26 protein-coding genes are annotated in these 25,954 nt (G+C 65.3%); 18 read left to right on the top strand and 8 right to left on the bottom strand.

Annotated features, from left to right (window positions below; translation table 11 throughout):
* The first annotated feature begins 66 nt into the window (after positions 1–66).
* The 12 genes from gyrB to D7T59_RS09195 all read left to right on the top strand — a co-directional run bounded on the left by gyrB (position 67) and on the right by D7T59_RS09195 (position 12,113).
* Positions 67–2,526 carry a DNA topoisomerase (ATP-hydrolyzing) subunit B gene (gene gyrB / locus D7T59_RS09250; RefSeq protein ID WP_164137083.1) on the top strand — a complete coding sequence of 820 codons (2,460 nt, stop codon included), beginning with the start codon at positions 67–69 and terminating at the stop codon, positions 2,524–2,526.
* 67 nt (positions 2,527–2,593) lie between these two features.
* Complete coding sequence (locus D7T59_RS09245; protein ID WP_164137082.1) at positions 2,594–3,439, top strand: CPBP family intramembrane glutamic endopeptidase; 846 nt, start codon at positions 2,594–2,596, stop codon at positions 3,437–3,439.
* A gap of 71 nt (positions 3,440–3,510) precedes the next feature.
* Complete coding sequence (locus tag D7T59_RS09240; RefSeq protein ID WP_010487422.1) at positions 3,511–4,317, top strand: M48 family metallopeptidase; 807 nt, start codon at positions 3,511–3,513, stop codon at positions 4,315–4,317.
* A gap of 132 nt (positions 4,318–4,449) precedes the next feature.
* Complete coding sequence (locus D7T59_RS09235; protein ID WP_180851885.1) at positions 4,450–5,637, top strand: tetratricopeptide repeat protein; 1,188 nt, start codon at positions 4,450–4,452, stop codon at positions 5,635–5,637.
* Between the two features lie 143 nt (positions 5,638–5,780).
* Positions 5,781–6,449: an energy transducer TonB gene (locus tag D7T59_RS09230; protein WP_049429181.1), complete on the top strand. Its 669-nt coding sequence runs from the start codon at positions 5,781–5,783 to the stop codon at positions 6,447–6,449.
* A 94-nt stretch (positions 6,450–6,543) separates the two neighbouring features.
* Positions 6,544–7,305: a TonB-system energizer ExbB gene (gene exbB / locus D7T59_RS09225; protein ID WP_004132614.1), complete on the top strand. Its 762-nt coding sequence runs from the start codon at positions 6,544–6,546 to the stop codon at positions 7,303–7,305.
* 57 nt (positions 7,306–7,362) lie between these two features.
* Positions 7,363–7,788, top strand: a complete 426-nt coding sequence (locus tag D7T59_RS09220) for an ExbD/TolR family protein (protein ID WP_012509603.1) — start codon at positions 7,363–7,365, stop codon at positions 7,786–7,788.
* Between the two features lie 3 nt (positions 7,789–7,791).
* Positions 7,792–8,205: an ExbD/TolR family protein gene (locus D7T59_RS09215; RefSeq protein WP_032129281.1), complete on the top strand. Its 414-nt coding sequence runs from the start codon at positions 7,792–7,794 to the stop codon at positions 8,203–8,205.
* Positions 8,206–8,355: 150 nt separating this feature from the next.
* Positions 8,356–9,816, top strand: a complete 1,461-nt coding sequence (gene cls, locus D7T59_RS09210; RefSeq protein ID WP_180851883.1) for a cardiolipin synthase — start codon at positions 8,356–8,358, stop codon at positions 9,814–9,816.
* Positions 9,817–9,856: 40 nt separating this feature from the next.
* On the top strand, positions 9,857–10,126 hold the full coding sequence (locus tag D7T59_RS09205) for a hypothetical protein (protein ID WP_180851881.1): 270 nt from the start codon (positions 9,857–9,859) through the stop codon (positions 10,124–10,126).
* A gap of 9 nt (positions 10,127–10,135) precedes the next feature.
* On the top strand, positions 10,136–10,879 hold the full coding sequence (locus D7T59_RS09200) for a pyridoxine 5'-phosphate synthase (protein WP_180851880.1): 744 nt from the start codon (positions 10,136–10,138) through the stop codon (positions 10,877–10,879).
* A gap of 142 nt (positions 10,880–11,021) precedes the next feature.
* Positions 11,022–12,113, top strand: a complete 1,092-nt coding sequence (locus D7T59_RS09195) for a PA0069 family radical SAM protein (protein ID WP_111113897.1) — start codon at positions 11,022–11,024, stop codon at positions 12,111–12,113.
* A gap of 148 nt (positions 12,114–12,261) precedes the next feature.
* Here the strand turns inward: D7T59_RS09195 and D7T59_RS09190 are convergent, their stop codons facing one another.
* A complete protein-coding gene (locus D7T59_RS09190) occupies positions 12,262–12,567 on the bottom strand; it encodes a hypothetical protein (RefSeq protein ID WP_138970112.1) in 306 nt (101 codons plus the stop codon).
* A 318-nt stretch (positions 12,568–12,885) separates the two neighbouring features.
* Here D7T59_RS09190 and D7T59_RS09185 point away from each other — a divergent pair, with 318 nt between their 5' ends.
* The 3 genes from D7T59_RS09185 to D7T59_RS09175 are packed head-to-tail and all read left to right on the top strand — an operon-like array spanning position 12,886 to position 14,013.
* Positions 12,886–13,479: a hypothetical protein gene (locus D7T59_RS09185; RefSeq protein ID WP_180851950.1), complete on the top strand. Its 594-nt coding sequence runs from the start codon at positions 12,886–12,888 to the stop codon at positions 13,477–13,479.
* A gap of 18 nt (positions 13,480–13,497) precedes the next feature.
* Positions 13,498–13,821 carry a hypothetical protein gene (locus tag D7T59_RS09180; RefSeq protein WP_180851878.1) on the top strand — a complete coding sequence of 108 codons (324 nt, stop codon included), beginning with the start codon at positions 13,498–13,500 and terminating at the stop codon, positions 13,819–13,821.
* 9 nt (positions 13,822–13,830) lie between these two features.
* Complete coding sequence (locus D7T59_RS09175) at positions 13,831–14,013, top strand: hypothetical protein (protein ID WP_234367974.1); 183 nt, start codon at positions 13,831–13,833, stop codon at positions 14,011–14,013.
* A 60-nt stretch (positions 14,014–14,073) separates the two neighbouring features.
* Here the strand turns inward: D7T59_RS09175 and D7T59_RS09170 are convergent, their stop codons facing one another.
* The 3 genes from D7T59_RS09170 to D7T59_RS09160 form a co-directional block, all read right to left on the bottom strand.
* A complete protein-coding gene (locus D7T59_RS09170) occupies positions 14,074–14,781 on the bottom strand; it encodes a 2OG-Fe(II) oxygenase (RefSeq protein ID WP_180851876.1) in 708 nt (235 codons plus the stop codon).
* Between the two features lie 107 nt (positions 14,782–14,888).
* Positions 14,889–15,905, bottom strand: coding sequence for a class 1 fructose-bisphosphatase (locus D7T59_RS09165; protein WP_180851874.1), 1,017 nt, complete (start codon positions 15,903–15,905; stop codon positions 14,889–14,891).
* Between the two features lie 354 nt (positions 15,906–16,259).
* Entirely contained in the window at positions 16,260–17,462 is a 1,203-nt protein-coding gene (locus tag D7T59_RS09160; RefSeq protein WP_106549157.1) for an amino acid aminotransferase, read from the bottom strand.
* A 171-nt stretch (positions 17,463–17,633) separates the two neighbouring features.
* On the opposite strand from D7T59_RS09160, the gene D7T59_RS09155 reads away from it, so the two are divergent.
* Positions 17,634–19,724, top strand: a complete 2,091-nt coding sequence (locus D7T59_RS09155; protein WP_180851872.1) for a TonB-dependent receptor family protein — start codon at positions 17,634–17,636, stop codon at positions 19,722–19,724.
* 155 nt (positions 19,725–19,879) lie between these two features.
* On the opposite strand, the gene D7T59_RS09150 is transcribed toward D7T59_RS09155, so the two are convergent.
* Positions 19,880–20,224 (bottom strand): hypothetical protein, encoded by a 345-nt coding sequence (locus D7T59_RS09150; RefSeq protein WP_180851870.1) that lies wholly within the window; start codon positions 20,222–20,224, stop codon positions 19,880–19,882.
* 145 nt (positions 20,225–20,369) lie between these two features.
* On the opposite strand from D7T59_RS09150, the gene D7T59_RS09145 reads away from it, so the two are divergent.
* Positions 20,370–20,768: a hypothetical protein gene (locus D7T59_RS09145; protein ID WP_004132921.1), complete on the top strand. Its 399-nt coding sequence runs from the start codon at positions 20,370–20,372 to the stop codon at positions 20,766–20,768.
* Between the two features lie 121 nt (positions 20,769–20,889).
* The gene (locus D7T59_RS09140; RefSeq protein WP_164137069.1) at positions 20,890–21,300 is read left to right on the top strand and encodes a hypothetical protein; all 411 of its coding nucleotides are present in this window, start codon (positions 20,890–20,892) and stop codon (positions 21,298–21,300) included.
* A 109-nt stretch (positions 21,301–21,409) separates the two neighbouring features.
* Here the strand turns inward: D7T59_RS09140 and D7T59_RS09135 are convergent, their stop codons facing one another.
* The 3 genes from D7T59_RS09135 to adhP all read right to left on the bottom strand — a co-directional run bounded on the left by D7T59_RS09135 (position 21,410) and on the right by adhP (position 25,886).
* Positions 21,410–24,163, bottom strand: a complete 2,754-nt coding sequence (locus D7T59_RS09135; RefSeq protein ID WP_258013038.1) for a TonB-dependent receptor — start codon at positions 24,161–24,163, stop codon at positions 21,410–21,412.
* Positions 24,164–24,331: 168 nt separating this feature from the next.
* Positions 24,332–24,730, bottom strand: a complete 399-nt coding sequence (locus tag D7T59_RS09130; RefSeq protein ID WP_180851867.1) for a hypothetical protein — start codon at positions 24,728–24,730, stop codon at positions 24,332–24,334.
* Between the two features lie 127 nt (positions 24,731–24,857).
* Positions 24,858–25,886, bottom strand: coding sequence for an alcohol dehydrogenase AdhP (adhP, locus tag D7T59_RS09125; RefSeq protein ID WP_180851865.1), 1,029 nt, complete (start codon positions 25,884–25,886; stop codon positions 24,858–24,860).
* Positions 25,887–25,954 lie beyond the last annotated feature (68 nt).

Below are 25,954 nucleotides of genomic sequence, written 5' to 3'. Positions count from 1 at the left end.
GAATCCTTTCATTCTCGGCGCATCGCTCCAAGCGGTGGCCGACCTGCGGAGCCTACGGCAAGCGCAATGAGCGACGAACAGAACACCCCGGCAAACAACGGCAATTACGACGCCAACAGCATTACCGCCCTGGAAGGCCTGGAGGCTGTCCGCAAGCGTCCCGGCATGTACATCGGCGACGTGCATGACGGCACCGGTCTGCACCACATGGTGTTCGAGGTCGTCGACAACTCGATCGACGAAGCGCTGGCCGGCCATGCCGACCACGTTGCAGTGACGATCCACGCCGACGGCTCGGTCTCGGTATCCGACAACGGCCGCGGTATCCCGACCGGCAAGCACGAGCAGATGAGCGCCAAGCTCGGTCGCGAAGTGTCCGCCGCCGAAGTGGTCATGACCGTCCTGCACGCAGGCGGCAAGTTCGACGACAACAGCTACAAGGTTTCAGGCGGCCTGCACGGCGTCGGCGTCAGCGTGGTCAACGCGCTGTCGCAGAAGCTGCTGGTGGACGTGTTCCAGAACGGCTCCCACTACCAGCAGGAATTCAGCAACGGCGCCGCCGTAACCGCACTGGCCAAGCTGGAAGCCACCACCAAGCGTGGCACCACCGTGCGCTTCTGGCCGTCGACCGTCGCCTTCCACGACAACGTGGAATTCCACTACGACATCCTGGCCCGCCGCCTGCGCGAGCTGTCGTTCCTGAACTCCGGCGTCAAGATCGTCCTTGCCGACGAGCGTGGCGATGGCCGTCGCGATGACTTCCACTACGAAGGCGGCATCCGCAGCTTCGTGGAGCATCTGGCCCAGCTGAAGACCCCGCTGCACCCGAATGTCATCTCGGTTACCGGCGAGCACAATGGCATCGTGGTGGATGTGGCGCTGCAGTGGACCGACTCCTACCAGGAGACGATGTACTGCTTCACCAACAACATCCCGCAGAAGGACGGTGGTACCCACCTGGCCGGTTTCCGCGGTGCGCTGACCCGCGTGCTCAACAACTACATCGAGCAGAACGGCATCGCCAAGCAGGCCAAGATCAACCTGACCGGCGACGACATGCGCGAAGGCATGATCGCGGTGCTGTCGGTGAAGGTGCCGGACCCGAGCTTCTCCAGCCAGACCAAGGAAAAGCTGGTCAGCTCCGACGTGCGCCCGGCGGTGGAAAACGCCTTTGGTGCGCGCCTGGAAGAGTTCCTGCAGGAAAACCCGAACGAAGCCAAGGCGATCGCCGGCAAGATCGTCGACGCCGCGCGTGCACGTGAAGCCGCCCGCAAGGCCCGCGACCTGACCCGCCGCAAGGGTGCGCTGGATATCGCCGGCCTGCCGGGCAAGCTGGCCGACTGCCAGGAAAAGGATCCGGCGCTGTCCGAACTGTTCATCGTCGAGGGTGACTCGGCAGGTGGCTCGGCCAAGCAGGGCCGCAACCGCAAGAACCAGGCGGTGCTGCCGCTGCGCGGCAAGATCCTCAACGTGGAACGCGCGCGCTTCGACCGCATGCTGTCCTCCGACCAGGTCGGTACGCTGATCACCGCGCTGGGCACCGGCATCGGCCGTGACGAGTACAACCCGGACAAGCTGCGTTACCACAAGATCATCATCATGACCGACGCCGACGTCGACGGCGCCCACATCCGCACCCTGCTGCTGACGTTCTTCTACCGTCAGATGCCGGAGCTGATCGAGCGCGGTTACGTCTACATCGGCCTGCCGCCGCTGTACAAGATCAAGCAGGGCAAGCAGGAGCTGTATCTGAAGGACGACCCGGCGCTGGACAGCTACCTGGCCAGCAGCGCAGTGGAAAACGCTGCACTGGTGCCGGCCACCGGCGAACCGGGCATCGAAGGCCTGGCACTGGAGAAGCTGCTGTTGGCCTACGCCGCAGCCCTCGATTCCATCGAGCGCAACGCGCACCGCTACGACCGCAACCTGCTCGAAGCGTTGGTCGATTTCGTGCCGATGGACCTGGAGAGCCTGCGCAATGCCGGCGAAGGCGAAGGCCTGGATGCACTGGCCAAGCGCCTCAACCAGGGCAGCCTGGGCAGCCCGCGCTTCAGCCTGGAGCTGCAGGAAGCCAACGATGAGCGCCCGGCCGCCGTGCTGGTGACCCGTCGCCACATGGGCGAACAGCACATCCAGGTGCTGCCGATGTCGGCCTTCGAAAGCGGCGAACTGCGCGCGATCCACCAGGCATCCAAGCTGCTGCATGGCCTGGTCCGCGAAGGCGCCACGATCTCCCGCGGCGCCAAGTCGATCGAAGTGGACAGCTTTGCCAAGGCGCAGAACTGGTTGCTCGAAGAGGCCAAGCGCGGCCGCCAGATCCAGCGATTCAAGGGTCTGGGTGAAATGAATCCGGAGCAGCTGTGGGACACCACCGTGAACCCGGAAACCCGCCGACTGCTGCAGGTGCGCATCGAAGACGCTGTCGCAGCCGACCAGATCTTCAGCACCCTGATGGGCGATGTCGTCGAACCGCGTCGCGATTTCATCGAGGACAACGCCCTGAAGGTCGCCAACCTGGATATCTGACACAATCCGGTGATGGCCGGTGCGCGGGGAGGCGCGCCGGCCTTCGATCCTTGAACGCAGGTACCTGATGTCCGCATCCGCCCCGGTTTCCGCCCCGCCCCCGATTCCGCCGGCCTCGGCCGCGCCGCGTGTCGTTTCACCGCTGGCGGGGTTTTTCATCGACCTGGGCATCGCCGCTGTCACCCTGTTCGGCCTGAGCCTGATCAGCGGCCTGCTGTGGGGCCTTTACCGTGGCGTGGTGGTTGGTTATGCCAATGCGCAGGCCAGCGGAGGAACACCCGACGCCGGTCCGGTCGCGGCGACACTGGGCCAGCCTGGCGCGCTTGCGCAGATTCTCATGGCGCTGTTCGCCACCGGTGGTGCCGCGTTGCTGCTGTACTTCTGGCGACGGCCAGCCAACGCCGCCGAGCGCCGGGCGTCGCGCCAGGCGCTGCGCCGCCCATCCACCTGGGGCTGGACCCTGCTGGTGGCGACCCTGATCGTGCTCGGCAGCAACGGCATCGCCTTCCTGGCCAAGCAGTTCGGCATCGAGCCGGTCCCCACCAATCTGGCGCTGATGCAGAGCGCGATCGCGCGTTTCCCGTTGTTCCTGGTGCTGTTCGCGGTGGTACTGGCGCCGGCCTACGAGGAACTGCTGTTCCGCCGCGTGCTGTTTGGCCGCCTGTGGAAGGCCGGGCGCCCGTGGCTGGGCGTGGTACTGAGCAGCCTGGCATTCGCCCTGATCCATGAGATCCCGGGCACCAGTGCCAATGGCCCAGCCGAAATCGCACAGCTGTGGCTGGTCTATGGTGGCATGGGGGCTGCGTTCTGCTGGCTCTACCAGCGTACCGGCACGTTGTGGGCGGCGATCACCGCGCATGCCTTGAACAATGCGGTTGCCCTTGCCGCGATGGTGTTCCTGGGGTCAACGTAACGCCGCGTCCGCTTGACGAAAGATTAAGCCGCTACGCTACACACTGCGCATATGAACACGGGGGAGCTTCCATGAAACAACTGCTGCTGGCCCTTGTCATCACCACCCTGGTCAGCGCCTGCGCGACCACCACTTCCCCCACCGGGCGCCGGCAGATGGTGGGTGGCGTGTCGCAGGCACAGCTGGACCAGCTCGGCGCACAGGCCTTTGCCGAAACCAAGCAGAAGGAAAAGATCAGCACCGACGGCCGCCAGAACGGCTATGTGCAGTGCGTGGTCAATGCCCTGGTCGCGCAGTTGCCGCCTCAATACCGTGGCGTACGGTGGGAGACGGCGGTGTTCGTCGACAAGGAACCCAACGCATTCGCCCTGCCCGGGGGCAAGGTCGGCGTGAACACCGGCATCTTCACCGTGGCCAAGAACCAGGACCAGCTGGCTGCCGTGATCGGCCATGAAATCGGCCATGTCATCGCCCGTCACCACGAAGAACGCATCACCCGCCAGATGGGCGCGCAGACCGGTCTGGCCGTGCTCGGTGCGCTGGCCGGTGCAGCCTACGGCGAAGGCGCTGCCAGCACCGTCAACCAGCTCGGCGGCATGGGCGCGCAGACCGCCTTCCTGCTGCCCGGCTCACGCACCCAGGAAAGCGAGGCTGACGTGATCGGCCAACGGCTGATGGCCCAGGCCGGTTTCAATCCGGCGCAGGCAGTCGACCTGTGGCAGAACATGATGGCCGCCAGCGGCGGCCGCAGCCCGCAATGGCTGTCCACCCACCCTGATCCGGCCAACCGGATCCAGGAACTGCGACGCGATGCCCCGGCCCTGACGCCGGTCTATCAGCAGGCGCAGGCGGCCGGGCTACGGCCAAAGTGCGGATGAGTGCGCAGTTCTATGCTGTATTGCAGCACATAAAACGATTTCTCACGCCATCTGTTTCTGATACGTTTGGCGGCTCAGATTTTTCTGACAGTCCGACTTTGCCGCTAACCGGCGGTTCGATCGAGGTGAACGATGATTTTCCGTAACCACAAAGCTGTGCTTTCCGTCCTCGTCGCGACCGCCCTGACCGGCGCCGTGGTCACCGATGCCTTCGCGCAGTCCTCGCGCTCCTCCGAGCGCGGCAACCGCGGCGGCAAGCAGGCCAAGGCCGAGGCGCTGTACCCGAACGCGACCCGCCAGGAGCCGACGGTCAAGGCTTCGGCCAAGATGGGCAGCAAGCTGCAGAAAATGATCGACAGCTACAACAAGGAAAAGTTCCCGGAGACCCGCACCCAGGCCGACGCCATCCTGGCTGACAGCGCCGCGAACGAGTACGACAAGTCGCTGGCCGCGCAGCTGGCCTCGCAGGCCGCCTACCAGACCGACGACACCCCGGCGGCGATCGCCTATCTGAAGCAGGTGCTGCAGTTCAGCGGGCTGGACAACAACGGCCACTTCCAGTCGATGCTGATGCTGGGCCAGCTGGAGCTGCAGGAAGACAAGACCGCCGAAGGCCTGGCAACCCTCGACAAGTACTTCGCCGAGAGCAAGTCGACCAAGCCGGAAGAACTGATCGCCAAGGGCCAGGCGCTGTACCAGCTGGAGCGCTACCAGGAAGCGATCCCGGTGCTGAAGCAGGCCATCGCCGGTTCGGCCGAACCGAAGGACAACTGGAACCAGCTGCTGATGGCGGCCCTGTCCGAAGCCGGCCAGTCCGGTGAAGCGGTCAAGGAAGCCGAGGCGCTGGCCGCCAAGAACCCGAACGACAAGAAGGCCCAGCTGAACCTGGCCAGCATGTACATGCAGGCCGACCAGATGGACAAGGCGGCCGCGGTGATGGACAAGCTGCGCAGCAGCGGCCAGCTCACCGAAGAGCGCGAGTACAAGCAGCTGTACTCCATCTATGCCAACACCGACAAAAAGGAAAAGGACGTCATCGCGGTCATCAACGAAGGGTTGCAGAAGGGCATCCTGAAGCCGGACTACCAGGTTTACCTGGCCCTGGCCCAGTCCTACTACTACTCCGACCAGGTGCCGCAGGCGATCGATGCGTGGCAGAAGGCTGCCCCGCTGTCCAAGGACGGTGAGACCTACCTGAACCTGGCACGCGTCCTGCATGCCGAAGGTCGCATCCCGGAGGCCAAGCAGGCCGCCCAGCAGGCGCTGGCGAAGGGTGTGAAGAACCAGGCTGATGCCAAGAAAATCATCAACCTGAAGTAAGTAGGAATAACGCCTGAATGCCTGCTCAGTTGATGCGCAGGCGCTCAGGATTGGTATAAGCTTGGAGGTTCCTGCGGTGTCATGCACCGCTGATCAGGGATTCCGCCCCCGGCATCCCGGCCCCACTATTGAGCTCTTGGCGCATGACGGAACAACTAGTCGTTCACCGGTACGAACAACCCGATGACAAGGGGCTGAGCTGGCCTCGCATCGTCGGCATCGCGTTTGTAATTGCCCTGCATCTGGCCGCCTTCATGATGCTCCTCATTCCCGCCGTGGCTCCCAAGGCCGTGGCTGAGAAGGAGCGCAACGTCATGGTGACCATCGTCGATGCGCCGCCGCCGCCGCCCCCGCCGCCGCCGCCGCCGCCGCCGACCGATACTCCGCCGCCGCCGGTGAAGAATCTGTCGCCGCCGAAGCCGTCGCCGGTCCCGCCGCCGCCGCAGGCGCCGGTGGTGGACGTGCCGGAGCCGCGCCCGAGCGATATCGTCACCCCGCCGTCGCCCCCCGCGCCGCCGGCACCTGCGACCTCGATCGAGGCCAGCGTGGACATCTCGTCGAAGGCCATGAATCCGCCGCGCTACCCGCCGGCAGCCTTCCGCGCTGGTATCCAGGGCGAAGTGATCCTGATCATTGATGTCGATGCCAGCGGCAACGTCACCAATGTCACGGTGGAAAAGTCCAGCCGTAACCGCGACCTGGACCGTGCCGCGATGGAAGCGGCTCGCAAGTGGCGCTTCAACGCCGCTGAATCTGGCGGTAAGAAGGCGGCAGGTCGCGTTCGCGTCCCGGTCAACTTTGCGCTGAACTGATGCGCCCGGGTGGCCTCCTGGCCACCCCCGCTCCCAGTTCGATTGTTTAGCTTAGCTACACCCTTTATCACCACACACAACAAAGGTAAGCGTCATGCTGCAGGAAATTTTCATCGCCGCTGCTGCCGGGGGCAATCCGTCCAACGCCCTGTCGCAGATGGGCTTCGAGCACCTGATCCACGAAATGACCACCAAGCCGGGTGATTTCGCGGTTTCCTGGGTCGTGCTGCTGACCCTGGTCGTCATGTCGGCCATGTCCTGGTACTGGACCGTCATCAACATCTTCCGTGCCACCCGCCTGAAGAGCGCCGCTGATCGCGTCGTCAGCCTGTTCTGGGATACCCCGAACGCACAGGACGCCATCCGTGCGATGGAAGAGCAGCCGGCTTCGGAGCCGTTCTCGAAGATCGCCCTGGACGCTGCCCAGGCAGCTGCCCACCACCAGCGTGCTGAAGGCGGTGCCACCGGCGGCGTCGGTGAGAACCTGAGCCGTTCGGAGTTCGTCGACCGCGCCCTGCGTCAGGCCGTGACCCGCGAAAGCAACAAGCTGCAGTCGGGCATGACCCTGCTGGCCACCGTCGGCGCGACCGCTCCGTTCGTCGGTCTGCTGGGTACCGTGTGGGGCATCTACGGCGCGCTGATCAAGATCGGTGCCACCGGCTCCGCTTCGATCGACGCCGTTGCCGGCCCGGTGGGTGAAGCGCTGATCATGACCGCGATCGGTCTGTTCGTCGCGATCCCGGCCGTGTTCGCCTTCAACTTCTTCAGCAAGATCAACAGCGCGACCATCAGCAAGTTCGATACCTTCGCGCACGACCTGCACGACTTCTTCGCCACCGGTTCGCGCGTCCGCTAATTGCGACGCGCTGTACCCAGCGAGAACGTAGTCAACACGATCTAGACGGAGCCCGTTATGGCTTTCAGTAGTGGTAACAGCGGCGGCCCCATGGCCGACATCAACGTTACGCCCCTCGTGGACGTGATGCTGGTGCTGCTGATCATCTTCATCATCACGGCGCCCCTGATGTCCCACAAGGTCAAGGTGGATCTGCCGGAGGCCAACCTGGTCCAGAAGCCGGACGACACCAACGACCGAAAGGGGCCCATCACCCTGGCAGTCAAGGAAGATGGCTCGATCTACTGGAACGACGAAGAAATCAACAAGCAGACTCTCGAGTCGCGCTTGGCGACCGCCGCCCAGCAGACCCCGCAGCCGCCGCTGAACCTGCGTGGTGACCGCACCACCAAGATGCGTGTCATCAACGAGATGACCAAGATCGCGCAGGAACAGGGCATGCTGGACGTGGGCTTCGTCGCGACCAAAGAGAAGGGGCAGTAAGCCATGGCATTCAGTAGTGGTGGTGGCAAGGGCCCCATGGCAGACATCAACGTCACGCCCCTCGTGGACGTGATGCTGGTTCTGCTGATCATCTTCATCGTGACCGCGCCGATCATGACGTACCCGATCGCCGTGGACCTGCCGCAGCGCGTGCTCAACCCACCGCCGCAGCTGGTCGAACCGCCGCCGCCGATCGAGCTGAAGATCGACGCCAGCAACCAGGTCTCGTGGAACAACAGCCCGATCAATGCGAGCGAGCTGCAGCAGCGGATGGAGAACGAGGTCCAGAAGGACCCGACCAACCAGCCGGAACTGCGCATCGACGCCAGCCCTGATTCCGAGTACGACGTGATGGCCAAGGTTCTGGCCGCCGCGAAGAATGCTCAGATGAAGAAGATCGGTTTTGTGCAGCAGTAATCGCTACACCGCAACACAACAGTCATGACGCGACTGCAGACGCCCCTGGAAACAGGGGCGTCTTTTTTTTGCTTCCCGGGGTCAGATCCCTTTTCCGCAGGAAAAGGGATCTGACCCCATCAGGTGGCACTCGCCCGCTATGATCGCTGGATGCTCGCCCTCTTCGACTCCCTGCGTCACTGGCTCGATGGCATTGCCCACCTCGGCACGATCCTGGCGGTGGCCTACCTGCTGTACCTGTTCGCGCTGGCCGGCTGGATCATGCTGCAGAAGCGCGAGCCGGTCGCCACGCTGAGCTGGATCCTGTCGTTGGCGCTGCTGCCCTACCTGGGGTTGTTCATCTACTACCTGCTGGGCCCGCAGAAGGTGAAGCGGCAGCGGCTGCGCCGCGGACGCGCCCGTTCGGGCATGGAGCACTACAGCGATGTCTGCCCACCGGATGCCGACTGCACCGAGCTGGCCAAGATCGCGCAGGCGACCACGGGCCTGGCGCCGAGCAGCGCCACCGAAGTGACCTGGCTGGTGGACGGGGCCGCTACCTACGCCGCACTGTTGGAAGCGGTGGCACAGGCTCGCGATCATGTGCACCTGGAGTACTACATCTTCAATCCGGACCATGCCGGTACCGCCCTGCGCGACGCCCTGGTCGAGCGCGCGCGGGCCGGCGTGCAGGTGCGCCTGCTGCTCGATGCAGTGGGTTCTTCCGCTCTGCCCCGCCGCTTCCTGCAGCCTCTGGTCGATGCCGGCGGCGAGGCGGTCTGGTTCCATCCGCGGCAGCTGCTGAAGCCGTTCAAGCGGCCGTGGCTGAACCTGCGCACGCACCGCAAGCTGGTGATCGTCGATGGCCGGCTGGCCTTCACCGGTGGCATCAACATCACCGACGAGGAAGACGAGAGCCGCAGGCCGGACGCCTACCGCGACCTGCACATGCGCATCGGCGGCCACGTGGTGCGCAGTCTGCAGCTGGTGTTCGCCGAGGATTGGCTCTACGCCAGTGGCCAGGACCACTCGCGTTTCGACATCGCCCGCCTCTGGCCGGCCGACATGCCACTGCGCGCGGATGGCCCGATCAACGCCCAGGTGCTGGTCTCCGGCCCGGACTCGGGCTGGGAAACCATCCACCGCCTGCACGTGGCGGCCATCCAGGAAGCACACGAGCGGGTGTGGCTGGTGACGCCGTACTTCGTGCCCGGCGAAGCCGCACGGATGGCGCTGACCTCGGCGGCGTTGGGCGGACTGGACGTGCGCCTGCTGGTACCGAAGATGAGCGACTCCTGGTTCGTCACCCAGGCCGCGCGCTCCTACTTCGACGAACTGCTGCACGCCGGGGTGAAGATCTACGAGTACGGCCCGCGCATGCTGCACACCAAGGCCTTCATCGCCGACGACGACGTCTGCATCGTCGGCAGCGCCAACTTCGACCACCGCAGCTTCCGCCTGAACTTCGAGCTGTCGATGATGATCAGCGACCGTGACCGCGTCGCCGCCCTGGCCGGGCTGCTGCAGGGAGAGTTCGATCGCGCCACCCGCGTACACGACCAGGCCGGCCGTTCGCTGTGGCTGCACCGCCTGCCCGAGGCCTTCGCCCGGCTGGCCTCGCCGCTGCTCTGACGCAGCGCTACACTGCGGCGATCATCCGGGGAGCCCGACTATGTACTGGTTGTACCTGCTGCTGGCGCTGGGCTGTTTCGCCTTCGCGCTGAAGACCCCCAGCGCCGCATTGATGACCCTGTGCCTGCTGGCCGCCCTCGCCTTCCTGCTGGCCTGGGTGCGCGGCCGCTATGTGGCCCGCTTCGGCGACCTTCAGCGCGACCCTGCCACCCTTGTCGATGTCGAGGAGCTGCGCCGCCTGCGCGAACAGGCCCGGGCCCGCCGCAATGACGACGCCAACGACCACGATCCGTCCCCTCTTTCCAAGTAGTTCCGTTCCATGACCCAGCTCAGCGTCAACGTCAACAAGATCGCCGTCCTGCGCAATTCGCGCGGCGGCGCCGAACCGGACGTGGTACGTGCCGCCCAGGCCTGCCTGGATGCCGGTGCGCATGGCATCACCGTGCACCCGCGGCCGGACCGCCGCCATATCACCGCCGAGGACGTGCTGGCGCTGTCCACGCTGACCCGCGCGCGGGGTGTCGAGTTCAACATCGAAGGCAACCCGTTCGCGCCGCCGCGCGGGGGCTACCCGGGGCTGCTGCCGCTGTGCGCGCAGGCCCGCCCGGCGCAGGCCACGCTGGTGCCGGATGGCGATGGGCAGATCACCTCCGACCATGGCTTCGACTTCGAGCGCGACGGTGAGCGGCTGCGACCACTGGTGGCCGAACTGAAAGCGATGGGCTGCCGGGTCAGCCTGTTCGTCGACGCGGGCAATCCACTGCTGGAGCAGGCCGCTGAGGTGGGTGCCGACCGCGTCGAGCTGTACACCGGTCCCTACGCCGAAGCGCACGCCGCCGGCGACGCCGAGGCGATGCTGGCGCTGTTCGCCACCGCCGCACGCCGCGCGCAGGCGGTGGGACTGGGCGTCAACGCCGGCCACGACCTGTCGCAGGACAACCTGCGTGACTTTCTGGCCCACGTGCCAGAGGTACTGGAGGTGTCGATTGGCCACGCGCTGATCGGCGAAGCGCTGTATGACGGGCTGGATGCCACGGTGCGCGGGTACCTCGCGCTGCTTTGATGCATTGCAGCCGAGCGTAGGCTCGGCTCTACGAGGTGCCTGCATCAACTGTAGAGCCGAGCCCATGCTCGGCTCAGCACCGTCCTGAACCCTTCAGGCGACCGTCGCAGCCATTGAGACAGCCACGGCGTACCTTGCCGCAATGGGTATCGCGATCAAGGGCCGAGGTTCCACGTCCCACCTTGCAGGGCGCTTTGAAAGCACCGTCAGCGAGGCGGTGGACGATGGCTGGGCCGTGGACGAGAGCGAAGAATTCCTCGCCCCACGCCTGCGCACCGAGGTTCGTGCCGAGACCGCGCGCAGCATCATCAGCCGCAACACCTCGCCGGACGTCGGCTTCAGCCAATCGGTGAATCCGTACCGCGGTTGTGAGCATGGCTGCTCCTACTGCTTCGCGCGCCCCTCGCATGCCTATCTGAACCTGTCGCCGGGCCTGGACTTCGAGACCAAGCTGTTCGCCAAGACCAATGCGCCGCAGTTGCTGCGCAAGGAACTGTCGAAGCCGGGCTACGTGCCACAGCCGATCGCGCTGGGCATCAACACCGATGCGTACCAGCCGATCGAACGCAAGTTCAAGCTCACCCGCCAGCTGATCGAAGTGATGCTGGAAACCAAGCATCCGTTCTCGCTGATCACCAAGAACGCACTGGTCGAGCGTGACATCGATCTGCTCGCACCGCTGGCGGCGGAGAACCTGGTCAGCGTGCATTTCTCTGTGACCTCGCTGGACCCGCATCTCTCCGCAAAGCTGGAGCCACGCGCGTCGGCACCGCATGCACGGCTGCGTGCGATGAAGCGCCTGCATGAAGCGGGCATTCCGGTCGGTGTAATGGTGGCGCCGGTGATCCCGTGGATCAACGACAGCGAGCTGGAAGCCGTGCTGGAGGCTGCACATGACGCAGGTGCGAGCACCGCAGGCTACGTGCTGCTGCGCCTGCCGCTGGAAGTGGCACCGTTGTTCCGCGACTGGCTGGATACCCACCACCCCGATCGCGCCGCGCATGTGATGAGCACCATCCAGCAGCTGCGTGGCGGCAAGGACTACGACAGCCAGTTCGGCACGCGCATGCGCGGCCAGGGCGTGTATGCCGATCTGTTGAACAACCGCTTCAAGCTGGCGCGAAAGCGTCTCGGGTTCAATGCACAGAACAGCCATTGGCCGAAGCTGGATTGCAGCCGGTTCCTGAAGCCGTTGCCGCCGAAGAAGGATTCGCCGCAGGGAAGCCTGTTCTAGAACGCTGGACCGCTGCCCTCCTTACCGGCAACAATCTGCGCTTGGCCGGATGGCCTGCAGGCCAGGGAGGGATGCAGATGGATGACCCAGGATCCGTTACAGTGCGATGCCGTTCGCTTGACGACGAATCGGTTCGCACATGAAGCGCTCACATGCCTTCAGCTGTGGTGCGTTTCTGCTTTTCTGTGGTACCGATGCAGAGGCTGCCCGTGCGTTTGTGGTTGAAGACGCTGCCATGCGCGACCCCGCCTGCCTTACGGTCGAGCCGCGCCAGCGGCTCTTCGCTTGTCACCAGATCGTTGCCGGGGACAGCCGAGTGATCGGGCTGAGACGATTCCGCTCGTCGTGGAGGACCGACCGTTCCACCTTCAGCAAGCTCACGATCCAGCTCCCCGCTGATGCGAAAGCAGGCGACCGGTTCTCTGTCCCAAATGATCGAGTACGGATGTTCCATAGCAGAGGGTCCAGCGCGTTTGCCGGAAAGACGGGCTGCTACGGAGTGGCGGTCGCAGGGCAGGTGAGCGTAGTCTCCATCGGAGACGCCGGTGCCGAGATCCAGGTCGACGCAACATTTCGCTCTGCAAGCCCACTGCAATGGCCGGGAGAGTGCGAGGAACCGACCACGGTGTCAGAGCATCTGAGAGCCCAGCCATTGTCTCTGGAGCAGCTTGATGCATGGACGGGAGTGCATGATCCGGAGGCATCCCCCTTCGAACAGGCACACCCCTCCAGACGTTCGCGCAACTGAATCCGCACGAACGTGCTGTACATGATGAAACGCACTCACTGCTTCCACGCCAGTGGTCTCCTTCTCTACCTTGCGAGCGCACAGGTGGAGGCTCGCGCCCTGCACGAATGCATCGTCGTTCCGCAGGCCGCGATCGTCACTGACATGCCGGCTGGCCTGGACGAATTCGAACAGCGACTGTGGGTGGCGAATACAGGTCAGAGGGTGCGCAACGGCACGGACACCCTCCTTCTGCTGCGCCTCTTCTCGGAGTCGCCAGGCGCGATCGACTCCCAGCAGTACACCAAGATCACCGGCAGCCTGAAGGGATACACGCCTTCGCTGGAAGGGACGCCAGAGGTAGTGGATGCACGCCTCACCAGTGGCGGCGTGGGCTTTGTGCACAAGGGAGACTACTGGCTGTCCGATTCAGTCGACGTAGAACTACGTCAGACGCATAAGCGCGATAGTCGGATGGAAGTCAAAGTGACGGCTGTCGGGTGGAATAGTTATCGAAAAGAAGACCGTTCCTTCTATCTCCAGTTCACCTGTCAACTCAGGGAAGTCCCAGTCGAGAAGCTCAGTGCCTGGCAAGGCGGCGACAGTAATCTCTGGCGATCCTTTGGTCCCACCCGATAGCCGGGTGGAACTGCCTGCATGCAATCACTTCTGCGGCGACTGGCAATGCTGAAAATAGAAATTGATTCCCTGAGGTTCTACTCACGACTGGACGAGGATGCGTTCTTCTCCAGGTTGAACCAGATTCCGGGCGTGGTGTCTGTCGAAGGGTTCCTCAGGACGATCAACGTCTCTGTTGATCCGTCGGCTGTGGATGAGGAGGGTATGAGAGAGCTGATTTCGCTGCTCCAACGCTATGGAATCGACATGCGCCAGCTGCGGGAATTGGAGACGGAAGAATTCAGCCCTTGGATGCGGAACAGATCCGCCTACTGGTTCAAGTCGATGTATCCGGACCCGTGAGCACATGACATGAAGATCATCTACTGGCTGGGCATCGCGTTCCTGTGGATGCTTCCGTTGAACGTTCTGTTGCTGACGGGCGGCAAGCTGATCTCCGGCGACGCGCTTGGAGAAGAAGAGCTCGTTGGTTTCGGTGTGGCGGTGTTCGGTGCCGTAGCAGGCGGCATCCTCTATCGCCGTCGCCCACGGTAGCGTCGAGCTTGCTCGACGTCGCTCCAGGTTCAGTCGAGCAAGCTCGACGCTACGACGACGCTACCCTCCAAACAACTTCTGCGCACTCTGGAACAGGATCCAGCTCGTTGCGATGAACTTGTCACCGCCCTGCGGCCGGTTGCCACGATGGGTGTGGGTAAACGCCGTCGGCGCAATCAGCAGACTGCCGGTGCGCGGCGCGATCTTGCGGCCCTGGAACAGGAACTCGGTTTCCCCCTCTTCGAATCCGTCGTTGAGGTACAGCGTCCATAGCACGTGCCGGTGCAGGGTCTCGGCCTGCGGGTCCTTCGGGTACAGCTCGCAGTGCCAGTAGGGGTAACCACCCTCGCCCGCCGCATACCACTGCAGGTTGATGGCGCCGGGACGCAGGCAGGTCCGCGCAAGATCCGCCAGTTGTTGTGGCGGCATGTCGGGGAAGTCCTCGGCAGACAGGCGTCGCGGTTGGCCGTTGCTGTCCTGGATCTGCAACATCAGTGGTGCAATCAACGCCTGTGGATAACGGCGTAGATAAGTCAGCAGGCCATTGAACACCGCATGCTGCAGCTGATGGTCCACATCCTGCCAGCCGTCCAGGCCGCTGATGCGCAGATCCTTGCTGTGCTTGAGTTCCGGGAACACGCCACTGCCCACCGCACCGGGCAGCAGGCCACGCGTCGCACGCATGCGCTCAACGATCGCCGCGCAGACCTCGCTGGGGACGGCGTTGTGGATGACTTCGATGAAATCGACCGGGCCCTGCTCGTGCATGCGTGCATTCCTTAGGCGGCAACGGCTTGATGGTGCCGTTTGCCGCCCTCGGTGTCACCCCACGGTCATGTCATCGTTCTGCCACGACCGCTGTCGGAGGACCTGCCTCAGCCCTGCGCGTCGTCGTGCGCGTGGTGGTAGCGCACGGCCTCGGCCACTTCCTCGCGCGAACCGAGGAACACCGGCACGCGCTGGTGCAGCTGGTCGGGCTGGATGTCGAGGATGCGCTCGCGGCCGGTCCAGGCGGCGCCACCGGCCTGTTCGACCAGCAGGCCCATCGGGTTGGCTTCGTACATCAGGCGCAGCTTGCCGGCCTTGGACGGATCCTTCTTGTCCCACGGGTAGATGAAGATGCCGCCGCGGGTCAGGATGCGATGCACGTCGGCCACCATGCTGGCGATCCAGCGCATGTTGAAGTTCTTGCCGCGCGCGCCTTCCTTGCCTGCCAGCAGATCGCCGACATAGGACTGCATCGGCGCTTCCCAGTGGCGCTGGTTGGACATGTTGATGGCGAATTCCTGGGTGGCCGCCGGAATCTGCATGTTCTCGGTGGTCAGCACGAACTCGCCCTTCTCGCGGTCGAGGGTGAAGGCATGGGTGCCATGGCCGACGGTCAGCACCAGCTGGGTGCTGGGCCCGTAGATGCAGTAGCCGGCGGCGATCTGCTTGCTGCCCGGCTGCAGGAACGCGTCATCGCCCGGCAGTTCGACGTTGGTCGGGCAGCGCAGCACCGAGAAGATGGTGCCGACCGAGACGTTGACGTCGATGTTGGAGCTGCCATCGAGGGGATCGAACAGCAGCAGGAAATCGCCGCGCGGATAGATGTCCGGCACCGGCTGGCTGTGGTCCATTTCCTCCGAGGCGCAGGCGGCCAGGTGGCCACCCCAGGCGTTGGCCTCGAGCAGGATCTCGTTGCTGATGACGTCCAGCTTCTTCTGCGCTTCACCCTGCACGTTGCCGGTACCGGCGTCGCCGAGCACGCCACCGAGGGCACCCTTGCTGACGGCGATGGAGATGCTGGTGCAGGCGCGGGCGACGACCGCGATCAGCTGGCGCAGGTCGGCATTGATGCGGCCGGCGTGCTGTTCCTGGATCAGGAAGCGGGTCAACGAAGTACGGGACATGAGCGGGCAGGTCTCGGCAGCGGGAAAACGCCTATTGTCGCCGGTCCGGCCAGCGCGTGCGTGAGCGCGGGGAGGCGTAATCGTTTCCAGATGCGTTGCGCTCGTGGCGCCTTCTCTTCATGTAGGCGCAGCGAGAGGGGCACCGTGGCCAGGACACGCCGTAAACCCATCCCTGGGGGCTCGATCGGCGCATCCATGCGCCTCACGGTCCTGGCCACGGTGCCCCTCTCACTGCGCTTCAGGGTTCGCCGCGAGCGCGGCGGGAATGGCAAAGGCAAAGGCAAGAGCAAGAGCAAGAGCAAAAAACAAAGGCGCCTCGCGGCGCCTTTGTGATCAAACCACTGCAGTGTTGCTTCAGCCCTTGGCGACGGTGGCCACGGCCTTGGCGACGTATTCCAGGTTGTTCTGGTTCAGTGCGGCCACGCAGATGCGGCCGGTGCCGACGGCGTAGATGCCGAACTCGTCGCGCAGGCGCTCGACCTGCTCGCGGCTCAGGCCGGAGTAGGAGAACATGCCGGCCTGTTCGTTGATGAAGCCGAACTGCGGGGCACCTGCAGCGGCCAACTTCTCGACCAGGCCCTGGCGCAGGGCGTGGATGCGCTCGCGCATCTCGGTCAGCTCCTGCTCCCACATCGCGCGCAGTTCCGGGTTGGTCAGCACGCCGGCCACCAGCGCAGCACCGTGGGTGGACGGGCTGGAGTAGATGGTGCGGATCACACGCTTGACCTGCGACTGCACGGCCTTGGCGTCAGCGGCGGTCGGCGCCACCATCGACAGCGCACCCACGCGCTCGCCGTACAGCGAGAACGACTTGGAGTACGAGTTGGCGACGATGAAGCTGTCGATGCCGGCTTCGGCGATGATGCGCACCGCTGCGCCGTCCTGCTCGATGCCCTTGTCGAAGCCCTGGTAGGCCATGTCGATGAAGGGGAACAGCTGCTTGTCCTTCAGCAGCTGCGCGACCTGCTTCCACTGGGTGACCGTGAGATCGGCACCGGTGGGGTTGTGGCAGCAGGCGTGCAGCAGCACCACGGTGCCGGCTTCCAGCTTGCCCAGGTCGGCCAGCAGGGCGTCGAAGTTGACGCCGTGGGTGGTCGGGTCGAAGTAGGTGTACTCCACCACCTCGAAACCAGCTGCACTGAACACGGCGCGGTGGTTTTCCCAGCTCGGGTTGCTCAGCGCGACGGTGGCGTGCGGCAGCAGCTTCTTCAGCACATCGGCGCCGACGCGCAGTGCACCGCTGCCACCCACGGTCTGTGCGGTGGTGACGCGACCGGCGGCCAGCAGCGGCGAATCCTTGCCGAACACCAGCTCGCGCGTGGCCTGCGTGTACGCCGGCAGGCCATCGATCGGCAGGTAGCCGCGCGGTTTGGCTTCAGCGGCGAGCTGCTGCTCGATCTGCTTGACGGCGCGCAGCAGCGGAATGCGGCCACTCTCGTCGTAGTAGATGCCCACACCCAGGTTGACCTTGGTCGGGCGGCTGTCGGCGTTGTACGCCTCGGTCAGGCCCAGGATCGGGTCGCCTGGGACCAGTTCCACGTTTGCAAAGAAGGACACGGCGGTACTCGTTCGGTAGACGGAAAGGGGGAGGAATTGCGCCACGCGGTCTGCGGCTTTTCGGCCGGAAACAGCCCATCGTAACAAAGCCTGCCGGGGCTGGCCGCCGCCATCGTCATCGGCGGCCCCGTACCATGGCGTGCGTTGCCGCCTGGTCCATCAACCTGAATCATGAATCCCGCCGCACGACGCCATTGCCTGCCGCTGTCCGTTCTGCTGCTGTCGCCATTGGCGGCCATGGCCGAGCCTGCGCCCACCGCCCTGCCCGCCGTGCAGGTGCAGGCCGCGCGGGTGCCGGGCATCGACCCGTTCGCGCTGCCGGCCAGCCAGGACACGGTCTGGATCGATGCCAACCGTGCCGGAACGGGAGCGCAGCTGTCCGAGGCCTTGGCCGGGGTCCCGGGCCTGGTCGCCCGCGACCGGCAGAACTTCGCCCAGGACACGCAGCTGTCGATCCGTGGCTTCGGCGCTCGCTCGACCTTCGGCGTGCGCGGGGTGCGGGTGCTGATCGACGGCGTGCCGGCCACCATGCCTGACGGCCAGGGCCAGCTGTCGCACGCCAGCCTGCTCGGCGCCGAACGCATCGAGGTGCTGCGCGGACCCTTCTCGGCGCTCTACGGCAATTCCTCCGGCGGCGTGCTGCAGGTCTGGAGCGCGCAGGGCCAGGCGGGCGACCCGTGGCGGCTGCGCCTCAACGCAGGTGCTGACACCACGCTCAGTGTCGGCGCACAGCTGAAGGGGGCCGGCCAAGCGCTGGACTACAACATCGCGGCCAATCACTTCAGCACCGATGGCTGGCGCGATCACAGCCGTGCGCGCCGCGAGTCGCTCAACGCGCGCATCGGCGGTGAGCTGGGCGGTGGGCGGCTGGAGCTGCTGCTCAACGTGCTTGATGCACCGGATGCGCAGGACCCGCTGGGCCTGACCCGCGCCCAGGTGGCGGCTGATCCGCGCCAGGCCACGGCAGTGGCGCACCAGTACAACACCCGCAAATCGGTGCGGCAGCAGCAGGCGGGCCTGCGCTGGACGCGTGAAGCCGGGGCGCAGCGCTGGCAGCTGATGGGCTATGCCGGCCAGCGCGCGGTACGCCAGTACCTGCCGATCCCGCCGAGCGCCCAGGCCAACCCCCTGCATGCCGGCGGCGTGATCGATCTGGAGGGGGGCTATGGTGGGCTGGACGCGCGCTGGGGCTGGCACGGCGATCTGGCCGGGCGACCGCTGGACCTGGTGGCCGGGCTCAGTGCCGACCGCCAGCGCCAGCACCGCACCGGTTACGAGAACTTCATCGGCAGCACGCTGGGCGTACGTGGGCGCCTGCGCAGAGACCAGATCGACACCGTGCGGAACGTCGATCAGTTCGCGCAGGCGTGGTGGCAGTGGAGTCCACGCTGGTCAGTGCTGGCCGGCGTGCGCCACAGCACCGTGCGCTTCGAATCGGACGACCGCTACATCACCGGCCGCAACCCGGATGACAGTGGCCGCCGGCGCTACCAGGCCACCACGCCGGTGGCCGGGATCAGCTTCGAGGCAAGCCCGCAGTGGCGGCTGCACGCGGCGGTGGGACGTGGTTTCGAAACCCCCACCTTCAACGAACTGGGCTATCGCGCCGACGGTCAGGCCGGCCTGGCGCTGGATCTTGCGGCTGCGCGCAGCCGCAACCTGGAGGTCGGCAGCAAATGGCATGCGCAGGACGGAACCCAGCTCGATGTAAGCTTGTTCCGCGCAGATACCGACGATGAGCTGGCTGTTGCCAGCAATATCGGAGGGCGCAGCACCTACCGCAACATCGGCCGCACCCGCCGCCAGGGCGTGGAGCTGCAGTACCGGCAGCCGCTGGCCGAGCAACTGGAGCTGCAGCTGGCCTGGACCTGGCTGCAGGCGCAGGTGCGCTCGCCGTACGTGACCTCGAACAGCGTGGTCGCCGCGGGCAGCCGCCTGCCCGGCGTGCCACGCCAACAGGCCTTCGCACGCCTGCAATGGAGCCCCGCCGACTGGCAGTGGGCGCTGGAGGCCTCCGCCAGTAGCGATACCGTGGTCAACGACGTGGCGACCGAACGTGCGCCCGGCTTCGCCCTGCTGCATCTGGAAGGCGGGCGCCGCTGGGCCCTGCCTGGCGGTGAGCTGCGCGCCTTCGCACGGCTGGAGAACGTTCTGGACCAGGCCTACATCGGCTCGGTGATCGTCAATGACGGCAATGGCCGCTTCTACGAGCCTGGACCGGGACGGCGGGCCAACGTCGGCCTGCAATGGTCGTGGCGCTGAAGGGGTAGTGCCGGCCGCTGGCCGGCATCGCGCCGTGCAGGGACGTCAAGAGGTTGCCGGCCAGCGGCCGGCACTACCGGTCAGTTGGGGGCCCTGGCCAGAATCGCGCCGTGCAGGACGTCAGGAGGTTGCCGGCCAGCGGCCGGCACTACCGGTCAGTCGGGGGCCTTGGCCGGCACGAACGGCGAGGTCGGGTCGCTGGCCGGGAACGTCTCCTCCAGCGCCTCGTCCTGGTTGTTGCTGGCGCGCTGCTTGCGTTCACGCCGTTTGAGCGGGCTTTCCTGGCCGCCACGATGGCGGTCACCGCCGTCCTTGCGGTCCTGGGCGGCCTGTTCAGCCTCGTGCTTCACCGGCAGATGCTCTCCGGCGTGCTCGGCATCGAAGAACGGCGCACCGGTGCCGCGGTAGTCCGCGTTGTCGGCATCGCGCTTGCCGCGCTGCTCACCGGGAATGGGCGGGTGGTTTTCCCGCAAGGGGTCTTGGGAGGTCTCTCGGCTCATGGTCTGGCTACCTCGGCTGGGGCGTCCACTACACCCCCACGCAGGTAAAGCCACCGCGAACCTGGCGTCATGAACATCTCGCTCACCCCCCGGTAACGGCACCGCGCGTATTCCTGCCCACCCGCCCCCGCTGCAGGAGCCGGCCATGCCCCGTCTTGAACGACCCGCACCGTCCGTGTTCAACGCCCTGCTCGATCCGCTCGGCCAACGCACCGCGCAGCGCCGTACGCGTCGCCATGAGGATCCACAGGCGGTGGCGCAGGACTACCTGCAGTACATGCTCAGCGATTACGAAGAGCGTCGCGGCCAGAGCCACCGCAACTGGCGTGACCTCTGCCCGGTCTACGCCTTCGCGCTGACCACGCATGCTGCCGACTGGCCACGCGGTGATGCCGCCGATACCTGCGAGGAACTGGCGGAGCATTGGGAACAGATGCGCGGCCACTCCCGGCTGAGCTGGTCGCAGGCGCGGCCGGTGGTGGAAGACGCCTGGCGCGCGCTGGACCATATTCCGGCGGCGGCGGTAAGACCGTTGCTGCAGTAGCGCCGGGCCATGCCCGGCGAGCGCGCATGCGTGCAATGCAACGGTACGCGCGGAGTGGCTGGTACACCGCGCGGCCGGCTGGCTAGAATCCTGCACGCATTTCAATCAGGACGATGGCTGCATGAAGAAAATGATGTTCCTCGCCGCGCTGCTGCTGCCCATGGTGGCCCAGGCCTACTCCGGCCACGGCGGCATGAAGGCCAAGCGGATTTCCAGCGAGGTCTATGCCTACCATTTCGACAACGGCTTCACTGGCGAGGACGCCATGGGCTGGGATCCGGACCTGCAGTTCGCGTGGTCACGCCTGGCCGCGGCGCGCGCCTGCAAGGTCAGTGTCGATGAAGGTGCCGCCCTGGAGTACCTCGCGAAGAAGTTCGATCAGGACCCGGTGATGCAGGAAATCGTCGGTGTCGGTTTCCACGAGGCACAGATCCGCAGCAATTCTTCGTTCTGCACCCAGGCGCGTATCGACAGCACGAACGAGTTGGTGGAAGAGCTGAAGGCGAACGATCTGAAGTCGCGTTTCCGCTGAAAAGCAGCCGAGCGCCGGCTCGGCTGCACAGAACGCGGTGGTACCCGTGAACCTGTAGAGCCGAGCCCATGCTCGGCTTCATCAGCGGTCAATGGCAGCAGTTGGCGGCTCAGAAGTCCGCGCGGATGCCGGCGGTCACGCGGCGACCGGAGAACTCGTACTGGGTCGGGAACGCCTTGTCGATCGTGTAGCCGCGGGTCTTCTCGTCCAGCAGGTTGATCGCTTCCAGGTTCAGCTTCCAGGTGTCGTTCAGGCGGAAGCCGATCGAAGCATCCAGCTGGCCATAGGCATCGCGGTAGACCGGGTACATGTTGAGGTGGATGTACTCGACGTACTTGTCCTTGTAGTTATACGAGGCGCGTGCGCTGAAGCGATCGTTCTCGTAGTACAGGGTGAAGTTGTAGGCCTTTTCGGCCAGGCCCTCTGGCGGCGTCGGGATCGAGAGATCCGAGGCGCCGGTCAGCGAATTGTCCAGCTGGGTGTAGTTGGCAGTGATGCCCCACCCTTCCAGCGCCGGATGCAGCATCGACAGCGGCAGCTGTGCGACCAGTTCCACGCCGCTGACCTTGTACGAACCGTCGGCATTGACCGGCTGGTACACCTCGAAGTCGTAGTAGCCATCCAGCGAACCGTTGGCGTTGAGCTTCTCGACGTTGCGCTCGATGCCGGTCAGCGACTGCCGCACCACGCCGTCGATCTTCTTGGAGAAGTACGACGCGGCCAGCAGGCCACCGTTCTGCAGGTACTTCTCCAGGCCCACTTCCCACTGCTTGGCGGTGGTCGGCTTCAGCGCCGGATTGCCGTCCATGAAGCGGAAGCTGCTCCAGCTGACGGTGCGGCGGTAGGCGATGTCGGTCAGCGACGGGCGCATCAGTGTCTCCGACGCGGCACCGCGCAGCACCAGCCCCTCGGCGATCTCGGCAGTCATGTTGAAGCTGGGCAGCAGCTTGCTGTAGTCGCCGCTGCTGGAAATCGGCGCGGCAGTGAAGCCGCTGCTGCCATCGGGCTTCTGCACCGGATGGAAGCCGGAGGAGTCCACGTCGGTATCGATCGAGCGAACACCAAGATTGGCGTACACCGGCACGTGGCCGATATCGAAGTAGAAATCGGCCATGGCATACAGCGCCAGGGTCTTCTCCTTCACTTCGTAGTACTGGCCCGGGTCCTGCGGTGTCGCATAGCCGGGATAACGGAAGGTGGCACGCGCATAGGCGTTGGAGATCTGCTGCCAGTCCAGATCGCTCGGGCGATAGGCGCCACCCGGCGCCAGCTGGCTGATCCACATCGGGTTGCTGTCGGCCAGGGTGCGCGTATTCACCCATGCGGTGCTGCCGGCCGAGGGGCCCTGGATCTTGCCGCTGCCGAATTCACGCTGCTTGGTCTTGTCGGTGTAGCGCGCGCCGATCTGCACGGCGCTCAGTGCCGGGAAGAACGCCAGGTTCATCTGCCGGCGCAGGTCCAGCTGCGCGGCGTACTTGTCATCCTTCACCTTCTCCACTTCGGTTTCGTATGCTTCGAACAGGTACTTGTTGGCGGCGTTGTACATGTCGAAACCACCGACGCTGCTCGGCACGGTTTCGCCGCCATTGCCGGTCCAGCGCGTGCGCGACGGCGCATAGGCCACGTGCTTGAGATTGGCGTAATCCGAATCCTTGCGCGCACCGGAATAGCCGATCAATGCATCGATATCCCAGCCACCCAGCTTCCAGTCCAGCTTGCTGCTGAACTGGCGATAGTCGGTGTTGGCGTTGCGGTCCTTGCTGAGGATCTCGTGCTGGGTGGCGGTGTAGGCCACGTCCTTGAGTACGGTGATGCCGTACGCGCCCAGCGTGGTCTTGTCGTACTCGTGGATGCGCTCGAGCGTGCTGCGGCTGGAGGCCGAATAGGCCGCCGCATCGTACTCGTCTTCATGCGTGTCGTAGCCGCCGAGCATGGCGTCGAAGCTCAGCGTGAACGTTTCGCTGGGCTTGAACTGCAGCGATGCCGTAGCGCCCCACTGGTCCTGTTCGTTGAGGTAGACGCGGTCACCAACCTTGTCCTGGAAGATGATGCGGCTGGTCTCGTCCTTGTCCATGCGGTTCTTCACCGCGATTCCCGCATCGCGCGCCAGCACCGCGGCGGCCTGCGACGAGCGCGTACCGGAGGCTTCCAGGAAGCGCCCCATCGGGCGGAAGTTGATGCCGGAATTGGAGTCGGTGCGGTTGCTGCGCCTGGCCTTGGAGAACGACACCAGGCCGCCCCAGTCGCCCCAGGTGTCACTGGCCAGGAACGAGATCTTCGGGTCGACCTTGCCGTTGATCGAATTGTGCGAGGCCTCGGCCGAGGCGCTGAACTTCGGTTCGGCGTAGTCGAACGGCCTGGCGGTCTCGATGTAGACCGAACCGGCGATGCCACCTTCCTCATCCGCAGCGGTCGGTGACTTCTGCACGGTGACCGTCTGCACCACGTCGGCGGCGAAGATGTCGAACTGCACGTCGCGCCCGCCACTGCCCGAGGCGGTGGCCAGGTTGTTGATGGAGACGAGGGTGAACTCGCTGGGCAACCCGCGCACGCTGACCTTGCTGCCCAGGCCCTTGTTGCGTTCGATGGTGACACCGGGCATGCGCTGCAGCGCCTCTGCCAGATTCTGCTCGGGGAAATCAGCCACGTCGGTGGCGACGATCGAATCGGAGAAACCGATGTTGGCGCGCTTGAGATCGACCGCGCGCTCCAGGCTCTTCGCGTAGCTGCCGGTGACAGTGACGGTGTCCAGCTGCTGCAGCTGTTCTCGGGTATCGCCGTCTGCCTCTTCGGCCTCGGCCATGGCGTCGACGGGCAGCACGGCCAGGCCGCCGATCAGCACGGCGTGCACGGCACGGGACAAACGCTTTGCAAGAGGGGCTGCGGTGGCAGCCTCCCGGACTGGGTGACGCATCGGATGGATTCCCCGGTTCCCTGTGGTGATCCGCGCCGCGCCTGCCCGATATCCATGGGACAGACCCCTGCGCCGCGTTGCCGACGTTCGGCGGGCACCGAGCCTAGGGAGGAATTATTAAGCCTGTGTTGCGCTGCGCGAAGCGCGGCGACCGAACCACCAGCCCACCAGCAGCTGCACCGGCAGCGACGCCAGCAATGAAATGGCGAACCACAGGGGAAAATCCGCGCCTGTGGTCCACATCGCATAGCCGCAACCGAGCGCGATCAGTGACCAGATCGAGAACCCGTGCGAACGTGGCCAGCAAGGCGCGTAGTAGGTGGCGAAGGTGATGCCGGCGATGCCACCGAGCACGCTGAAGGTGAGATCCCACCCCAGCTGCATGCTGTTGTTGTCCGGCGACAGGCCCAGCAAGGGGGGAAGCCAGCTGGCGACGCTGCTGACCAGCGCAAGCGACAGCACGCCGCCGATCAGGGCGACGATGGACAGGAACAGGGTCTTGAGCAGGCCGGGCATGCGCGCATTGTACGGCGGCGCGACGTGTCCGAGGTCGCCGGCCAGCGGCCGGCACTACCGATGGGTCGGCACGGCCGCCGTGCCCGTGGGAGAGGGGTACGGAGCAGCGGCGGCCATGCACAGGCGGTCAGGCGGCGAAGTCGAGCACCACGCGGCCTTCGATGGTGCCCGCGTGCATGCGCGCGAACACGTCGTTGATGTTCTCCAGGCGATCGGTACTGACAGTGGCCGCAACCTTGCCTTCGGCGGCGAACTGCAGCGATTCCTGCAGGTCCAGCCGGGTGCCGACGATCGAGCCGCGCACGGTGATGCCGTTGAGCACCATGCCGAAGATGTCCAGCGGGAAGTTGCCGGGCGGCAGGCCGTTGAGCGAGACGGTGCCGCCACGACGCACCATGCCCAGTGCCTGCTCGAACGCCTTCGGCGACACGGCCGTGACCAGGGCGCCGTGCGCGCCGCCGATCTCCCTTTTCAGGAAGGCGGCCGGATCGGTGGTGCGCGCGTTGACGGTGATCTGCGCGCCGAGCTGCCGGGCCAATGCCAGCTTGCTGTCGTCCACATCCACCGCAGCCACGTTCAGGCCCATCGCGCGGGCGTACTGCACTGCCATGTGGCCCAGGCCGCCGATGCCGGAGATCGCCACCCAGTCGCCGGGCTTGGTGTCGGTGACCTTCAGGCCCTTGTAGACGGTCACGCCGGCGCACAGCACCGGCGCGATCTCGATGAAGCCCACGTCCTTCGGAAGCAGGCCGACATAGTTGGCATCGGCCAGTGCGTACTCGGCGAAGCCGCCGTTGACCGAGTAACCGGTGTTGCGCTGTGTCTCGCACAGCGTTTCCCAGCCACCCAGGCAGTGTTCGCAATGGCCACACGCCGAGTACAACCAGGGGATGCCGACCCTGTCGCCTTCCTTGACGTGCCCTACCCCGCCTCCCACGGCCACGATGTGCCCCACGCCCTCGTGACCGGGGATGAACGGCGGGTTCGGTTTCACCGGCCAGTCGCCCTCGGCGGCGTGCAGGTCGGTGTGGCAGACGCCACAGGCCTCGATCTTGACCAGTACCTCGCCCGCCCCCGGGCGCGGTACCGAGACTTCCTCGATGACCAGCGGCTTGCCGAACTCGCGTACGACGGCGGCCTTCATGGTGGATTGCATGTTCGGATCTCCGCAGTGCGCTTGCCTACAGAATGACGCCGGCTCGAGGCCGGCGCTTTGATCACGAT

This window comes from Stenotrophomonas maltophilia, from assembly GCF_013464915.1.
GTDB lineage: Bacteria > Pseudomonadota > Gammaproteobacteria > Xanthomonadales > Xanthomonadaceae > Stenotrophomonas > Stenotrophomonas maltophilia_AT.
This window is presented reverse-complemented; position numbering and strand designations above follow the sequence as displayed.

Excerpts from the sequence above, each read along its gene's own strand:
- D7T59_RS09230 (WP_049429181.1), top strand. The coding sequence starts at position 5,781 with ATGACGGAACAACTAGTCGTTCACCGGTACGAACAACCCGATGACAAG.
- D7T59_RS09185 (WP_180851950.1), top strand. The coding sequence starts at position 12,886 with ATGAAACGCACTCACTGCTTCCACGCCAGTGGTCTCCTTCTCTACCTT.
- D7T59_RS09245 (WP_164137082.1), top strand. The coding sequence starts at position 2,594 with ATGTCCGCATCCGCCCCGGTTTCCGCCCCGCCCCCGATTCCGCCGGCC.
- D7T59_RS09200 (WP_180851880.1), top strand. The coding sequence starts at position 10,136 with ATGACCCAGCTCAGCGTCAACGTCAACAAGATCGCCGTCCTGCGCAAT.
- gyrB (WP_164137083.1), top strand. The coding sequence starts at position 67 with ATGAGCGACGAACAGAACACCCCGGCAAACAACGGCAATTACGACGCC.
- D7T59_RS09215 (WP_032129281.1), top strand. The coding sequence starts at position 7,792 with ATGGCATTCAGTAGTGGTGGTGGCAAGGGCCCCATGGCAGACATCAAC.
- D7T59_RS09150 (WP_180851870.1), bottom strand. The coding sequence starts at position 20,224 with ATGAGCCGAGAGACCTCCCAAGACCCCTTGCGGGAAAACCACCCGCCC.
- D7T59_RS09220 (WP_012509603.1), top strand. The coding sequence starts at position 7,363 with ATGGCTTTCAGTAGTGGTAACAGCGGCGGCCCCATGGCCGACATCAAC.
- D7T59_RS09155 (WP_180851872.1), top strand. The coding sequence starts at position 17,634 with ATGAATCCCGCCGCACGACGCCATTGCCTGCCGCTGTCCGTTCTGCTG.
- adhP (WP_180851865.1), bottom strand. The coding sequence starts at position 25,886 with ATGCAATCCACCATGAAGGCCGCCGTCGTACGCGAGTTCGGCAAGCCG.
- D7T59_RS09165 (WP_180851874.1), bottom strand. The coding sequence starts at position 15,905 with ATGTCCCGTACTTCGTTGACCCGCTTCCTGATCCAGGAACAGCACGCC.
- D7T59_RS09170 (WP_180851876.1), bottom strand. The coding sequence starts at position 14,781 with ATGCACGAGCAGGGCCCGGTCGATTTCATCGAAGTCATCCACAACGCC.
- D7T59_RS09130 (WP_180851867.1), bottom strand. The coding sequence starts at position 24,730 with ATGCCCGGCCTGCTCAAGACCCTGTTCCTGTCCATCGTCGCCCTGATC.
- D7T59_RS09180 (WP_180851878.1), top strand. The coding sequence starts at position 13,498 with ATGCAATCACTTCTGCGGCGACTGGCAATGCTGAAAATAGAAATTGAT.
- D7T59_RS09235 (WP_180851885.1), top strand. The coding sequence starts at position 4,450 with ATGATTTTCCGTAACCACAAAGCTGTGCTTTCCGTCCTCGTCGCGACC.
- exbB (WP_004132614.1), top strand. The coding sequence starts at position 6,544 with ATGCTGCAGGAAATTTTCATCGCCGCTGCTGCCGGGGGCAATCCGTCC.
- D7T59_RS09240 (WP_010487422.1), top strand. The coding sequence starts at position 3,511 with ATGAAACAACTGCTGCTGGCCCTTGTCATCACCACCCTGGTCAGCGCC.
- D7T59_RS09205 (WP_180851881.1), top strand. The coding sequence starts at position 9,857 with ATGTACTGGTTGTACCTGCTGCTGGCGCTGGGCTGTTTCGCCTTCGCG.
- D7T59_RS09195 (WP_111113897.1), top strand. The coding sequence starts at position 11,022 with ATGGGTATCGCGATCAAGGGCCGAGGTTCCACGTCCCACCTTGCAGGG.
- cls (WP_180851883.1), top strand. The coding sequence starts at position 8,356 with ATGCTCGCCCTCTTCGACTCCCTGCGTCACTGGCTCGATGGCATTGCC.
- D7T59_RS09190 (WP_138970112.1), bottom strand. The coding sequence starts at position 12,567 with ATGGAACATCCGTACTCGATCATTTGGGACAGAGAACCGGTCGCCTGC.
- D7T59_RS09140 (WP_164137069.1), top strand. The coding sequence starts at position 20,890 with ATGAAGAAAATGATGTTCCTCGCCGCGCTGCTGCTGCCCATGGTGGCC.
- D7T59_RS09175 (WP_234367974.1), top strand. The coding sequence starts at position 13,831 with ATGAAGATCATCTACTGGCTGGGCATCGCGTTCCTGTGGATGCTTCCG.
- D7T59_RS09145 (WP_004132921.1), top strand. The coding sequence starts at position 20,370 with ATGCCCCGTCTTGAACGACCCGCACCGTCCGTGTTCAACGCCCTGCTC.